Below are 14,124 nucleotides of genomic sequence, written 5' to 3'. Positions count from 1 at the left end.
GATATCGCAGGAATGACCTACGTCGATACCGGGAATTGTTTCGCCGCTGCTTCAGCAGCACAGCAGCGGTTTCTTATTACCGCTTCGGCGGACCGTGTATTGACGACTGCACGATTTTTCACCGGACATACTTACGCATCAAGGCCGGCCATCGTGCCGGCCTTTTTCGTGGATTTTTCAGGCGTCCCGGTCTGGGATCAATTGAACTCGCGGCTGGCCCAGAAGCCGAACCAAGTCCACCTGCCGCTCGACGCCGGTTTTCAAGAAGACGGATTTCAGCTGGGTCCGCACGGTGTTCAAGCTGACGCTCTGCATTTTCGAGATGGCGGTGACTGAGTTGCCATCGATTAAAAGGCTGGTGATCCGCGCTTCAGCCGGCGTCAAATCGAACAAGGCCTGCAGAAGCTCCGGACCCGGGCTGCGCTGCTGGTGGGTGATCGGCGTCAGGAGCAGAATCGACATAGCGCCCGCAAAAACATCGAGGCCAGCCAGACGGAGGGGCAGCACATGCGCGATCAAGGGTGGGCTGTGCTCAGTCCCAGAAATTGGAATTGAACGGCCCGTTTTCGACAGAGACAAGGGCTTGCTCAGCGCCTCGATAAACATGGTCTGAGCGACCTGCGAGGCGAACTGCACCTGATCCTGCGCGCCAATGCCGACAATCGTCGTGCTGGAAATGAACCCAGGATTGGCCGCGATAACGCGCCCCTCCTGACTGACAGCACTCGCGGGAAGACCAATCATCTGAAGTGTTGCAACCGCCGTACGGGCGCGTTCGAAGCCCAGACGACCAGACAACACCGCCGCACGGGCCAGATGAGGCCGGAGGCCATCCAGTTGATCCGCCACAGCGCGTTCAACCGGCCCCTTGGCGTAAGCCTTCTCTACCGAAATCACGAGCGTATCACCGGAGGGAGACCGTACCGAGGTACCGGCGCACCAGCCGAGACCCGCCGGCCGGAGAATGTCCCGATAGAAGCTCTCATTGTCGAGTTCTTCCATCGTGAACCGGTCCAGGTCCGTCAGAAACCACGGCTCGTTTTCCGCGATTAGTCTGGCGCTTCGTGGATTCTTGGTCGCATAGGGACTCTTGGTCCAACGATCGATCCGCTCGCGAATTCTCTCGGATGACGTCCACCGCGGAATGCCAGGCGCGGATGCGAAAATCATCGCACCTTCGGCATCTGCCATCTCCGCCAGGCGATCAAACACCTGCGGCCAACGCTCCGGCAAAACTCCCGCTTCATAAATCTCGTCAACGAGCGTTTCAAAATTCACGGATGTATCCAGCAAAACGGTTTCCGGCGGCTCGCGTCTCGGTCATCACGGTCAGAAAGCAGCACCCACCATGCAACACCGCAGACACCAGACAATTCCCGAGACCATTCGGAAATCTGCGATCACGATGCTGATGTGCGCGAAATGCCACTTTCGCCAGCCGCCGTTCAGGAGGCGAATGGCATTGTGACCGCCTAACTAGACCGATCCCGCACTGCTCGCCAGTGCAAAGCGAGAGGTTTTATGCCAGAGGCGCTTTTGCCGGCGGCAACTCCCGCGGCAAAATCAATGCAGCGACGATCACCAGCGCCGACAAGGCGGCAAAGGCGTGCAACATCATGATGAAGCCACCCTGCTCGTACAACCACGCGACAAGCCCGACCGAGGCTCCCGCTGCGGTAAAGCCAACGAAATAACGCACGGCGTAGGCACGCGACCGCCACTCCTCGCTTGTATACTTGCCGACGATCGCCTCGTTGACGGTGATCTGCCCGAACAGACCAATGATAATGCCGATCGCGACGACAATCAGTGAGATGTTCGATTGCGACGCTGCGAAATACAGGAACGGCGCGAGCACCAGCGACAACGGAACGCTCACCGCCTTCAGCGAGTGCTTATCGATCAGTTTGCCGATGTTGTACTGGGTTGCCGCGCCGAAGACATAAACGCAGGCGGCAATGATGCCGAGCAATGCCGGGCTGTCCGTCATGTCGGACAAACGCTCGGCAAACAGTTTTGGCAGCGCGACGGTGATGGCGTTGAAGACGGTGGAGATCGCGACCACCGTGACCAACAATGCAAGGATCACACGCCACATGTCGGACTTCGCGACGCGCGCTTGCGCCGCCGCCTGTTTGAATCCCGAGCGATCTTCATGTGCGACCTCGCGCATGAAGACAACACCAGCTGCAACAGTGACGAGACCGGGAATGATGAAGGCCCAGCGCCAGCCGAGGAACTGACCGAGTACGCCGGTGATCAGTGCGGAAGACGCCACGCCGAAATTGCCGAACACGCCGTTAATGCCCATCGCGCTGCCGAGCTTGTCGGCATAGGAGACGATCATCGCCGTGCCGACCGGATGATAGATCGACGCGAACAGGCCAACCGAGAACAGCGCCGCACCAAGCTGCAAAGGCGTCTGCACCAGGCCGACAGCCATCATCGACAGACCGATGCCGTAGAAGAAGATCACCATCATGTGGCGACGGCTCCAGCGGTCCCCGAGCCAGCCGGTCACCAGCGAGCCGGCTCCAAACGCCATGAAGCCCGGCGTCGCATAGGGCAGCAGCTCGGTATAGGTCATATGCATGGCCGGACCCATCACGAGCACCGCTGCCGCAAAGATCAGCATCGCGTAGTGGTCGATGAAATGGGCGACATTAACGAGAGTGATGACCCGGCTGGGGACGTTCATGAATCGATTCCTTGGCAATCTTGGAATGCCGTTATATGAGCTTGCTCTAACGGGATGTTGCCAATGAATGTCGCAGAACCGCCAATCCTGGACTTATCCGATCGCCGGCGCCCGGCGACCGACGGTGTCCACATCCTGGCGACGCGCTACCCCAAGGGCATCCGGCTGGACACCCATGCCCATCGCGAGGCGCAACTCGTGTTCGCCGCTGCGGGCACTATGCAGGTCACGACTCCAAAGGGCCGCTGGTTGGTGCCACCGGACCGGGCAGTCTGGGTGCCGGCCCACCTGCCCCACGCCATCGACGTTCTGGCCGACATCGAGATGCGCTCGCTGTATTTCAACGTCGACTGGCTGGCGCAGGATCGACGCAATGGCGATCTCGCCGCGGAGTTCGTGGTTCGCGTATCGCGCCTGCTGCACGAGTCGATCCTGGCGCTGTTCGATGGGCGCGATGACGTCGCACGCAATCGGCTGTTGATCGAGATTGCCATGCTTGAACTGCATCAGGCAGGCGATCCCGCGACGTTCATGCCGCTGCCGCAAGAGCCGCGCTGCCGACGCGCCGCGGAGATGGTGCTGGCCGATCCGACGCAGACTTACGAGATCGAAACACTGGCGCGCGCCGTCGGCACGTCTGCACGTACACTATCGCGGCTGTTTTCGGCAGAGACGCAATTGAGCTTCAAGAGCTGGTGTCAACGCGCACGGATCGCGGAGGCGATCGAGCGTCTGTCGATGAACCGTAACGCGTCGGTGAAGCAGCTCGCTGCCGATCTCGGCTATGCCAGCTTCTCGGCGTTTTCGCACGCGTTCCGGCAAGTGACCGGCAAGAGCCCGACAGAGTTTATCGAGGCGAAGTAGCGCCGCTTAGCGCGGCACCACCGCAGTCGCCTCGATCTCGACGCGCGCGGCGAGTTCAACCAGACGCACGACCTGCACCAGCGCCATCGCAGGATAATGCGGTCCAAAGATCTCGCGATAGGCCTGACCGAGCGCTTTCAGATTGCCGAGATATTCTTCCATATCGACGACATACCAGGTCAGCCGCACGAGATGCTCGGGCTTCGCGCCACCTTCCGCGAGAATGTCGGAAATGTTCTGCAGTGCCTGACGCACCTGCGACACGAAATCCGGCTTCAGCTTCTCCTCAGCATCCCAACCGATCACGCCGCCGGTCACGACGATGCGGCCATCGGCCGTCATGCCGTTGGCATAGCCCTTGGGCTTCGGCCAGCCACTCGGCTGCAATGCGCGCGAAACGGATGCTGCAACATCGCCCTTTGCGTTTGGCACCACGGTCAATGTCGGGCCTTTTGGTGCATTCACCGGGCAATCCTCCCTGAAAGAAACGTCTTCAAACTTATGCGGCAACGGTCGGTGACGCGCCCGCCGCAGCCTGCTGGCGAAGCGCAAAGCGCTTCAGCTTGCCGGTCTCGGTCTTGGGCAGTTGCGTCACGAACTCGATGGCGCGCGGATATTTGTAAGGCGCGATCTCGCGCTTCACGTGGTTCTGCAACTCGGTCGCCAGCGCGTCGCTCCCTGCCTGACCGGGAGCCAGAACGACATAAGCCTTCACGATCATGCCGCGATCGGCATCGGGGCAACCGACAACGCCGCAATCGACGACGGCTTCATGGGTGAGCAACGCAGCTTCAACGTCCGGGCCGGCAATATTGTAACCCGCCGACACGATCATGTCGTCCGAGCGCGACTGATACCAGAAGTAACCATCCTCATCCATCAGGAAGGTATCGCCGGTGATATTCCAGCCGTTCTGCACGAACTTCAGTTGACGCGGATCGGCGAGATATTTGCAACCCGTCGGGCCCTTCACGGCGAGACGGCCTAGCGTGCCGGGTGCCACTTCGTTGCCCTCGTCGTCAACGATCTTGGCGACATAGCCGGGCACCGGCTTACCCGTGGAGCCCGGGCGGATTTCTTCCTCAATGGCGCAGATGAAGATGTGCAGCATTTCGGTGCCGCCGATCCCGTCCATCAGCTTGATGCCGGTGGCCTTCAGCCATGCATCATAGGTGCCCTTCGGCAACGTTTCGCCGGCCGACACGCATTTGCGGAGTGTCGAAAGATCGTACTGATCAATCTTGCCGAGGATGGCGCGATAGGCGGTCGGCGCCGTGAAGCAGACCGTGACCTTGTGCTTGGCGACGGCCACAGGCAGCTCTTCCGGGCCGGCCTTCTCGAGCACCACGAAGGATGCACCGATATGCAGCGGGAACAGCACGCCACCGAAGCCGAACGTGAAGGCCAGCGGTGCCGAGCCGATGAAGCGATCTTCCGGACTGGCGCGCAGCACATTGCGCGCAAAACCGTCGCACACCGCAAGCATGTCGCGGTGGAAATGCATGGTGCCCTTCGGGTCGCCCGTCGTGCCCGAAGTGAAGGCGATCAGGCAGATATCATCCGAAGCCGTATCGACAGCGGTGAATTCCGAGCTCGCCTCGGCGATCATCTTGTCGAGTTCGGCTTCGCCGGTGCCCCAATAGACAACGCGCTTGAGTTCGGGCGAAACCGCCTTGGCCTTCTCCATCTCGTCCGACAGCTTGCTGTCGCATAACGCCAGCGAGATCTTCGCCTTCTGCAGCGGATAGGACAGTTCCTTGGCGCGCAGCAGCGGCATGGTCGACACGCAGACGCCGCCGGCCTTGATGATGGCGAGATAGGTCGCAACCATCATCGGATTGTTGGCCGAACGCAGCAGCACGCGACCGCCGGTAACCAGGCCAAGCTCGTTGACCAGAACGTTGCTGATCTTGTTCACGAGCTCATAGAGCTCGCGATAGGTGTAGCTCTCGTTCAGCCCGATCATGCACGGCGCATCGCCGCGCCCCTCGGCGACCCAGCGATCGAGAAATGGCACCACGCAATTGATGCGCGGCGGATAGTGAAATTCCGGCCGGGTGAACAGAAACTCCGGTAGCTGTTCCGGCGGGGGCATATTGTCCCGCGCGAACGTATCAACATGCGCCGTAAAAGGCTTTGTCAGCTGAGTATCAGCGGCCATTGCAATGCTCCCGTCACGTCAGATGCCCGGCAACGTCATCCAAATATCATTTTAGACTTAAAACAGTTTTCCGCAACTGCGGAGTCTTGCGGCACGCCGAAATTTTCGGCTGACAACGTCGATTTGCGCGGATTGTTTAGGCAAGTCAGCCTAAAGCGTGGCCAGCGCCTTTAGCCGCAGCACCATGGCGGACTGCGGATCGGCTAGCGGTGCGACGGCGGTAAAATGATTTGCGCCGGGAAGCGCCTCGAAGCGCGCGGGAATATGGATACCCCAGGCATCGACGATGCTTTGGCTCTGTCGCAAATATTCGACACCCTCGTCGCTGCCAACCACCGCATCGAGAGACCCGTGTAAAGGCGCCGGCCAGAACAACGGGCTGACCTCACGGGCACCGGCATCGTTCAAATGCAATGCATTGTTGATCGACGTCGGCACCAGCGGCGCCAGATCGAACAACCCGGAGATCGCATAGGCACCGACAATCAGGTCCTGCGGCAGCGCGGAATCGAGCGCGCGCCAGTCCGTCGCCAGCATGCAGGCCGCGAGATGACCGCCCGCCGAATGGCCCGACACGACGAGCCGCCTGCCGAGCTTCGCCAGCTCGCGGGTCGCCGCACGCATCTGCGCGATGATATCACCGACCGAGACGTTCGGACACAAATCGTAGCTGGGGATCGCCACGCTGATGCCATGGCTGTTCAGCCCGCGCGCCAGATGGCTGAAGAACGAGGCATCCAGCGCCTGCCAGTAGCCACCGTGAATGAAGACGACAATCGGACCTTTGTCGCCAGCGGGAAAGTAGTCGATCGTGTGCCGTGCGCCTGAGCCATATGGAATGGCCCGCATCTGCACGCCGCTGTCGCGATAGGCTTTGGCGTCCTGTGCCCAGCCGGCGATCAGCGCAGAGCTTTCCGGCACTTTTGCGCGATTGTTGTATTCGGCTTCGAGATCGATCACTGCACTCACCGCGTCGCGTTTACGGCACCTTGCCGTTCGCTGCCTTTTGCGCCGCTTTCTGCGCAGAAGCCTTGGTCTTGGCCAGTAAACGCATCAGTTCGCGGACATCCTTCGGCGCCAGATCCGTGAAGATTTCAGCGATCCAGGTCTCGTGTTCTTCGGCCATCTTGCGGAACTCGGCGCGGCCTAGTTTGGTAAGCCGTATCACCTGCACCCGACGATCGGTGTCGGAGGTGCGGCGATCAACGTGGCCGGATTCCACGAGACGCTCGACCAGGCCGGTCACGTTGCCGTTCGACACCATCATCCGCTTCGAGACATCCGACAGGGTCATACCGTCGGGCACCTTGTCGAGCTGGGCCATCAGGTCGAAGCGCGGCAGCGTGACATCGAAGCGCTCGCGCAAGCGGCTGCGGACTTCGCCCTCGATCAAGGTCGTACAGGTCAAGAGCCGGAGCCACAGGCGCAGTTCGTCGCCGTGATCATCGGGAAGTTCGACGGCCTTGGTCTCGGAATCGAGAATCATGATGCAATCTTACCTGCTTGAAGCTCCTGCGGCGGCCGAGAGACCGGCAATCCACAATCTCGTACCGCCCCATACCGATCCTTTGACCTTCAAGGAATTTCCGTCCGACCGCAAGCCAAAACGCCGCAGCCTTGACCGCCGTCGATTTTGAATATTTCTTTAAGGTTCAAATAAATTGGCCTACGGTTTGCATAGCGTATTCGGCTGATTTCTGACGCCTGGAGGTCATTTACATTGCTTGCGGCTGCGCCCGTCGTGAGCATAATCTAGGCAAAAGAACAGAATTCTGGGTTGGCACGTTTTTCGGCTGCCTGTCGCGGCCGAGTGGAGGAGAAGTTAATGAAGCAGTCTTTCAAACTGGCCGGTTTGGCCGCCCTGATGATGAGCGTTTCGGCCATCCCGGCCATGGCGCAGGAAAAGATCAAGGTCGGCGTGATCGTGTCGCTGTCGGGCGCCGGTGCCGTGCTCGGCCAGCAGGCCCGCGACGGCTTCAATCTCGCGGTCAAGGATCTCGGCGGCAAGATGGGCGGCAAGGACGTCGAAGTCATCGTCGTCGATGACGAACTCAAGCCGGACGTCGCCGTGACCAAGGTCAAGGGCCTTCTGGAGCGTGACAAGGTCGACTTCGTGGTCGGCCCGATCTTCTCAAACATCCTGGGCGCGATCCACAAGCCGGTCACCGAGAACAAGACCTTCCTGATCTCGCCGAATGCCGGTCCGTCGAGCTACGCGGGCAAGGAGTGCAATCCGTACTTCTATGTGACGTCGTATCAGAACGACCAGATCCACCAGATCCTCGGTAACGTCGCCCAGAAGCGCGGCTACAAGAAGATCTATCTGATGACCCCGAACTATCAGGCCGGCAAGGACTTCGTCGCCGGCGTGAAGATGGACTTCAAGGGCGAGATTCTCGAAGAGTCTTTCATCCCGCTTGGCACGCTCGACTTCCAGGCCGAGCTCTCCAAGATCGCATCGATGAAGCCTGATGCCGTGCTCACCTTCATGCCGGGCGGAATGGGCGTGAACCTCGTCAAGCAGTACAAGCAGGCCGGCCTGCTCGACCGCATCCCGTTCCTGTCGACCTTTACCGTCGATGAATCGACGCTGCCGGCGCAGCAGGACGCGGCGATCGGCATGTTCGGTGGCTCGAACTGGGCACCGACCCTCGACACTCCGCAGAACAAGAAGTTCGTGGCAGAATACGAGAAGGCCTATAACAGCGTGCCGGCGACCTACGCCTTCCAGTCCTATGACGCGGCCATGCTGATCAATAGCGCCGTCGTTGCCGTGAAGGGCGACCTCTCGGACAAGGCCAAGGTGGCTGCAGCCATGAAGAAGGCCGACTTCCCGTCAATTCGTGGCGGCTTCAAGTTCAGCAACAACGGCTATCCCGTTCAGGACTTCTTCCTGACCAAGGTTGCCAAACGCGCTGACGGCAAGTTCCAGACCGAGATCGTCGAGAAGGTGTTCTCGAACTACGGCGATCGCTACGCCAAGGACTGCGCTGCGCAGTAATCGCCCTGGCGATCACTCATCACCGGGCCGTTGCCGCGAAGGCGGGACGGCCCGGTGTTTTATCGGCCCGTGTTTATCTCAGTATAGAAACCAAGTTATCTGATGACCCTCACGCTTGCCCTCGTCCAGATCCTGAACGGCCTGCAGTTCGGATTGATCCTGTTCCTGATCGCCGCCGGCCTCACGCTGGTGTTCGGCGTCATGGATTTCATCAATCTTGCGCATGGTGTGCAATACATGGTCGGCGCCTATCTGGTCGCCGCCTTCACCGCCATGACCGGAAGTTTCGTCGCCGGCCTCGCACTGGCGCTGCCAGCAGCCCTGATCTTCGGTCTGTTTCTGGAGGTCCTGATCTTTCGGCACCTGTATGACCGGGACCATCTCGATCAGGTGCTCGCGACCTTTGGGGTCATCATCTTCCTCAATCAGGCCGTGAAATACATCTGGGGCGCTGCGCCGCTAAATGTTGCAATTCCTGACGCGCTGTCCGGCGCGGTCGAGATCACCGACGGCATGCTCTATCCAGTGTGGCGTCTCGTCATTATCGCCGTCGGTCTTGCTGTCGGCCTCGCGCTTTATCTCGTCGTCAACAAGACCAAACTCGGCATGCTCGTGCGTGCCGGCGCCAGCAACGCTGCCATGGTCTCCGCGCTCGGCGTCAACATCCGCCTGCTGTTCACCATCGTGTTCGGCGTCGGCGCCATGCTCGCGGGCTTCGCCGGCGCCATGGTTGCACCGATCCTCTCGGTCGAGCCCGGCATGGGCGACAATGTACTCATTCTTGCTTTCGTGGTGATCGTCATCGGCGGCATCGGCTCGATCCGCGGTGCCTTCATCGCGGCGCTGCTGATCGGTCTCGTCGATACGCTCGGACGTTTCTTCGCGCCCACGCTGCTCAAGCTGCTGCTCGATCCCTCGGCGGCCAGCCAGACCGGCCGCGCCATTGCGCCGATGCTGATCTATATCCTGATGGCTGCGGTACTGTTCTTCCGGCCATCCGGCCTGTTCCCGTCCAAGCAGTAACGGGAGCAGACCATGAACAATCTCGTCGACCTCGACGCCCCCGCTTCCCCTGCCCTCGCAACGCCGCTGCGTACCAGCCGCGCCTATGTGCTGCCGCTGATCGTTTTCGCGATCTTCGCCCTTGTGCCACTCTCGGTGCTGTGGGGATCGCAGAGCTTCATCCTGGCGCTGGTCACGCGCATCATGATCCTGGCGCTGGCCGCCATGTCGCTCGATCTGCTGATCGGCTACGGCGCGATGATCTCGTTCGGCCATGCCGCCTATGTCGGCCTTGGCGCCTACAGTGTTGCGATCCTCGCCAGCCACGGCATCACCGACGGCTTCATCCAGCTTGCGGTGGCGCTTGGTGTCTCGCTCATCTTCGCTCTCTTCACAGGCGCGATCTCGCTGCGGACCAAGGGCGTCTATTTCATCATGATCACGCTGGCTTTCGGCCAGATGCTGTTCTTCCTCGGCACTTCGCTGGCTGCCTATGGCGGTGACGACGGGCTAACACTGGCCTCGCGCAGCATGTTCTTCGGCTCGAAGTTCCTGAAGAACGATGTGGCGATGTATTACGTCGCCTTCGGCGTGCTGCTCGGCGCTTATCTGCTGCTCCGCGCCATCGTCGCGTCACGCTTCGGTCGGGTGCTACGCGGCATTCGCGAGAATCCCGTGCGCATGGAGGCGATCGGCTTTGCGCCCTATCGTTATCAGCTGACGGCCTATGTCATTGCCGGCATGATTGCCGGCGTGTCGGGCTTTCTGCTCGCCAACCAGACCGAATTCGTCAGCCCGGCCTATACGGCCTGGCAGCGCTCCGGCGACCTGATCTTCGTACTCGTGCTCGGTGGTCTCGGCTCACTGCATGGCGCGATCATCGGCGCAGCCGTGTTCAGCCTGCTCGCAGATATCCTGTCGCATTACACGGAGAACTGGGCACTGATCTTCGGACCCATCCTCATTCTCGTCGTGCTCTATGCCCGCGGCGGCATTACCGGATTGTTCGGGAGCAAATCATGAGTAACGCTCCGCTTCAGCTGCAGAACATCTGCAAGAATTACGGCGCGCTACGCGTCACCGACGATGTGTCGCTGAATATCGAGGCCGGCGAATTGCACGCCATCATCGGCCCCAACGGCGCCGGCAAGACCACGCTGATCCACCAGATCTCCGGCCACGCGCAATCGGACTCCGGCCGCATTATCTTTGACGGCCAGGACGTCTCCCGTTTGCCAATGGCAGAACGTGCGCGGATGGGCCTGGTGCGCTCGTTCCAGATTACCTCGATCCTGCCGCGCTTCTCCGCGCTGGAGAATGTCGCCATCGCCGTGCAAGCGCGCAGCGGATCGAGCTTCAGTTTCTTCGGAAATGCGTCGAAGGAGCCGGCACTGAATGACGCCGCGATGGCGCTGTTGTCGCGCTTCGGCCTCGTCGCTCGCGCAAGCGTGCCGGCCGGGCAGATGTCGCATGGCGAGAAACGCCAGCTCGAAATCGCCATAGCGCTAGCGGCGAAGCCGAAACTGCTGCTGCTCGACGAACCCCTCGCCGGCACCAGCCACGATGAATCGCAGCGGCTGATCAACACGTTGCAGGAAGTGCGCAAGGAGCTTCCCATCGTGCTGATCGAGCACGATATGGACGCCGTGTTCGCGCTGGCTGACCGCGTCTCGGTTCTCGTTTACGGCCGCATCATCGCGTCCGGCTCGCCGCAGAGCATTCGTGACAATGCGGCGGTGCGCGCCGCCTATCTCGGCGAGGAGGCCGCCTGATGCTCTCAGTCTCAAATCTCCAGGCGGCTTACGGCGCGGCCAAGGTGCTGTTCGATATCTCGCTCACCATCAATGCCGGTGAAGTCGTCACCCTGCTCGGCCGTAACGGCATGGGCAAGACGACCACCATCAACGCCATCATGGGCCTGATTCATCCGACTGGCGGCACGGTCACCTTCGACGACAAGCCGATGGCAGGCTTGCCGTCCTATCGTATCGCCCAGGCGGGCATTGGCCTCGTGCCGGAAGGTCGCCAGATCTTCCCGACGCTCACCGTGGAAGAGAACCTGATCGCCACCGCCGCCGTGCGCCATCCGCCGGCGCGCTGGACGCTGGACAAGATCTACGAGCTGTTTCCACGCCTCAAGGAGCGCCGCAGCAATCTCGGCACGCAATTGTCGGGCGGCGAGCAGCAGATGCTGGCGGTCGGGCGAGCGCTGATGACCAATCCGAAGCTGCTCATTCTCGATGAAGCCACCGAAGGCCTCGCCCCGCTCATTCGCCTTGAGATCTGGAATTGCCTGAAGAAGCTCAAGGCCGAGCGTCAGTCCATTCTGGTGATCGACAAAAATGTCGATGCGCTCGCCGGCTTCGCCGATCGTCATGTAGTGATCGAAAAGGGCCGCGTCGTGTGGACCGGCACATCCGAGCAACTGAAGAGCGACTCCACCGTGAAGGACCGTTTCCTCCACGTTTGATCAACTGTTTTCGAGTACCACCCGACGCGTCGTAATGCGTGACCCAAGGAAGGACCAACCATGAAGACCGAGATCGCCGGCATCACCCGCGCCAATGAAGGCATGCAGGGCATCACCTGGAACATCCTCGGCCAGACCTATGTGCCGAAGAACTGCACCGAGGATTCGTTCTCGTGGCACGCCACTTTCCCGCCCGGCACCTTCGTGCCGCCGCACATCCATCCCGACCAGGATGAGTATCTCTACATCCTCGAAGGCAAGCTCGACTTCTTCCTCGGCGGCTCCGAAACTTCAGCCACGCCGGGCGATCTGGTGCGGCTGCAGCGCGGCATTCCGCACGGCATCTTCAACAAGTCCGATCAGAACGCCAAGGTGTTGTTCTGGGTTTCGCCGAGCCGCCGGCTCTATGACCTGTTCTGGGCGATCCACAACATGAAAGAACAGAAGCCCGAGGACGTGGTGGCGCTCGCCGCCGAATACAACATCCACTTCCTGCCGCCGCCTCCCGGCGCGTAAGGCGCGGCGCTTTTAGCTTCAGACACCAACGCAAAATGGCCGGGCAAAGCCCGGCCATTTTCGTATCAACTTGATCGCGCGTGTAGCGGTTGGATCAGCCGTTCACCACCGCTAGCCCGGGCTGCGCAGCAAAGCCAGCCTTGTGCGCATAGCCCTTCACAATCGCTTCACGCTGCGCGTAGCTCAGAACGTTCTCGACATTGTCGAAGCCATCCGGCGCGATCTGCTCGACAGCATCGATCACGCCTTCCGGACCGCCGCGGCGGTTGGAGCGCACGATCTCCGCGGTCATCGGCAGGCGCTTGCGCTCATAGGCCATCAGCGCCTGGCGCGGATGTTCGGCATGGGCCAGCGAGTCGGCCAGCGCGCGCGCATCGAGGATCGCCTGCGAGGCGCCGTTGGAGCCGACCGGATACATCGGGTGTGCGGCGTCGCCGAGCAGGGTGACGCGGCCACCCGACCAGTATGGCAGCGGATCGCGGTCGCAGCAGGGATATTCCCAGAACTCAGGCGTCGCCGTGATCAGCGCCGGCACGTCGATATGCGGCACATTGAAACGCGCCACATGCGGCATCAATTCGTCGCGCTTGCCGGGACGTGACCAGTCCTCGCGGCGCGGCGGCAGCGTGCCCCCCTCGCCGGTCTTCACCAGCACGGCCCAATTGGTCAGCCGGTTGCCCGGCGTCTCACCTTCGGCAATCGGATAGACCACGACCTTGGCGTGGAGACCGCCGGCGACGATCATCGAGTTGCCGCTGAGGAAAGCCGGCCAGTCGCGCGCACCGCGCCACAGCATCAGGCCATTCCAGACCGGATGTCCTTCATTCGGGAACAGCGTGCTCCGAACCTTGGAGTGGATACCGTCAGCGCCAATCAGGATATCGCCGCGCGCGGTTTCGACATGGTTGTTATTGCGATCGAAGAAATAAGCGGTGACACCACCTTCGTCTTGCGTGAAGTGGCCCAGGCGACGACCGGTGTGAATCGCCTCGGCGCCAAGGCGCTCTTCCACCGCACGATGGATCGCACTCTGCAGGCGGCCGCGATGGATCGAGAATTGCGGCACGTCATGGCCGGCGCCGAAGCCGCGCTTCTCGCGCCAGACTTCCTGCCCGTGACGGTTGAGATAATGCAGCTCATCGGTGCGGATCGCCACCGCATCGAGGCGATCGAGCAGACCGAGACCAGCGAGTTCACGGATCGCGTGTGGCAGCGTGTTGATGCCAACGCCGAGTTCGCGGATTGAGTCAGCCTGTTCGTAGAGTTCGCAATTGATGCCCCGCGCCCGCAGCATCAAGGCGGTGGTCAGACCGCCAACGCCGCCACCCACGATGATTGCTTTCATCAGCTCAACTCCACTCGATACAATGCCGCAGGATGGGTAGAGCCCTTGCGAAACCCATCAACGATAC

The 14,124-nt window shown here is 61.0% G+C and carries 14 protein-coding genes; 7 read left to right on the top strand and 7 right to left on the bottom strand.

Features of this window, described 5'->3' with window-relative positions:
• Positions 1 to 177: 177 nt before the first annotated feature.
• Positions 178 to 1,278 carry a helix-turn-helix transcriptional regulator gene (locus AB8A50_RS00395; protein ID WP_141137173.1) on the bottom strand — a complete coding sequence of 367 codons (1,101 nt, stop codon included), beginning with the start codon at positions 1,276 to 1,278 and terminating at the stop codon, positions 178 to 180.
• 241 nt (positions 1,279 to 1,519) lie between these two features.
• A complete protein-coding gene (locus AB8A50_RS00390) occupies positions 1,520 to 2,698 on the bottom strand; it encodes an MFS transporter (RefSeq protein ID WP_231077626.1) in 1,179 nt (392 codons plus the stop codon).
• Between the two features lie 63 nt (positions 2,699 to 2,761).
• On the opposite strand from AB8A50_RS00390, the gene AB8A50_RS00385 reads away from it, so the two are divergent.
• Complete coding sequence (locus AB8A50_RS00385; RefSeq protein ID WP_439076386.1) at positions 2,762 to 3,562, top strand: AraC family transcriptional regulator; 801 nt, start codon at positions 2,762 to 2,764, stop codon at positions 3,560 to 3,562.
• A gap of 6 nt (positions 3,563 to 3,568) precedes the next feature.
• On the opposite strand, the gene AB8A50_RS00380 is transcribed toward AB8A50_RS00385, so the two are convergent.
• From AB8A50_RS00380 to AB8A50_RS00365, 4 genes are all read right to left on the bottom strand, one after another.
• Positions 3,569 to 4,027 carry a RidA family protein gene (locus tag AB8A50_RS00380; RefSeq protein ID WP_175367237.1) on the bottom strand — a complete coding sequence of 153 codons (459 nt, stop codon included), beginning with the start codon at positions 4,025 to 4,027 and terminating at the stop codon, positions 3,569 to 3,571.
• 34 nt (positions 4,028 to 4,061) lie between these two features.
• Positions 4,062 to 5,729: an AMP-binding protein gene (locus AB8A50_RS00375; RefSeq protein ID WP_439079892.1), complete on the bottom strand. Its 1,668-nt coding sequence runs from the start codon at positions 5,727 to 5,729 to the stop codon at positions 4,062 to 4,064.
• A 144-nt stretch (positions 5,730 to 5,873) separates the two neighbouring features.
• Complete coding sequence (locus tag AB8A50_RS00370) at positions 5,874 to 6,692, bottom strand: alpha/beta hydrolase (RefSeq protein WP_439076385.1); 819 nt, start codon at positions 6,690 to 6,692, stop codon at positions 5,874 to 5,876.
• Between the two features lie 10 nt (positions 6,693 to 6,702).
• A complete protein-coding gene (locus tag AB8A50_RS00365; RefSeq protein ID WP_170849792.1) occupies positions 6,703 to 7,209 on the bottom strand; it encodes a MarR family winged helix-turn-helix transcriptional regulator in 507 nt (168 codons plus the stop codon).
• Positions 7,210 to 7,548: 339 nt separating this feature from the next.
• Here AB8A50_RS00365 and AB8A50_RS00360 point away from each other — a divergent pair, with 339 nt between their 5' ends.
• The 6 genes from AB8A50_RS00360 (at position 7,549) to AB8A50_RS00335 (ending at position 12,712) form a co-directional block, all read left to right on the top strand.
• Positions 7,549 to 8,724 (top strand): ABC transporter substrate-binding protein, encoded by a 1,176-nt coding sequence (locus tag AB8A50_RS00360; RefSeq protein WP_093760644.1) that lies wholly within the window; start codon positions 7,549 to 7,551, stop codon positions 8,722 to 8,724.
• A 102-nt stretch (positions 8,725 to 8,826) separates the two neighbouring features.
• Positions 8,827 to 9,747, top strand: a complete 921-nt coding sequence (locus AB8A50_RS00355) for a branched-chain amino acid ABC transporter permease (RefSeq protein WP_115033813.1) — start codon at positions 8,827 to 8,829, stop codon at positions 9,745 to 9,747.
• Positions 9,748 to 9,759: 12 nt separating this feature from the next.
• Complete coding sequence (locus AB8A50_RS00350) at positions 9,760 to 10,749, top strand: branched-chain amino acid ABC transporter permease (protein WP_439076384.1); 990 nt, start codon at positions 9,760 to 9,762, stop codon at positions 10,747 to 10,749.
• Complete coding sequence (locus AB8A50_RS00345; RefSeq protein ID WP_439076383.1) at positions 10,746 to 11,498, top strand: ABC transporter ATP-binding protein; 753 nt, start codon at positions 10,746 to 10,748, stop codon at positions 11,496 to 11,498. Before AB8A50_RS00350 ends, AB8A50_RS00345 begins: the two co-directional genes overlap by 4 nt.
• A complete protein-coding gene (locus AB8A50_RS00340) occupies positions 11,498 to 12,196 on the top strand; it encodes an ABC transporter ATP-binding protein (RefSeq protein WP_439076382.1) in 699 nt (232 codons plus the stop codon). The genes AB8A50_RS00345 and AB8A50_RS00340 overlap by 1 nt, the downstream gene beginning before the upstream one ends.
• 60 nt (positions 12,197 to 12,256) lie before the next feature.
• The gene (locus tag AB8A50_RS00335) at positions 12,257 to 12,712 is read left to right on the top strand and encodes a cupin domain-containing protein (RefSeq protein ID WP_089267419.1); all 456 of its coding nucleotides are present in this window, start codon (positions 12,257 to 12,259) and stop codon (positions 12,710 to 12,712) included.
• Between the two features lie 94 nt (positions 12,713 to 12,806).
• Here the strand turns inward: AB8A50_RS00335 and AB8A50_RS00330 are convergent, their stop codons facing one another.
• Positions 12,807 to 14,057 carry a flavin-dependent oxidoreductase gene (locus tag AB8A50_RS00330; protein ID WP_309946736.1) on the bottom strand — a complete coding sequence of 417 codons (1,251 nt, stop codon included), beginning with the start codon at positions 14,055 to 14,057 and terminating at the stop codon, positions 12,807 to 12,809.
• Between the last annotated feature and the right edge of the window lie 67 nt (positions 14,058 to 14,124).

Source organism: Tardiphaga sp. 841_E9_N1_2, from assembly GCF_051811065.1.
In the GTDB taxonomy this organism is placed as follows: domain Bacteria; phylum Pseudomonadota; class Alphaproteobacteria; order Rhizobiales; family Xanthobacteraceae; genus Tardiphaga; species Tardiphaga robiniae.
This window is presented reverse-complemented; position numbering and strand designations above follow the sequence as displayed.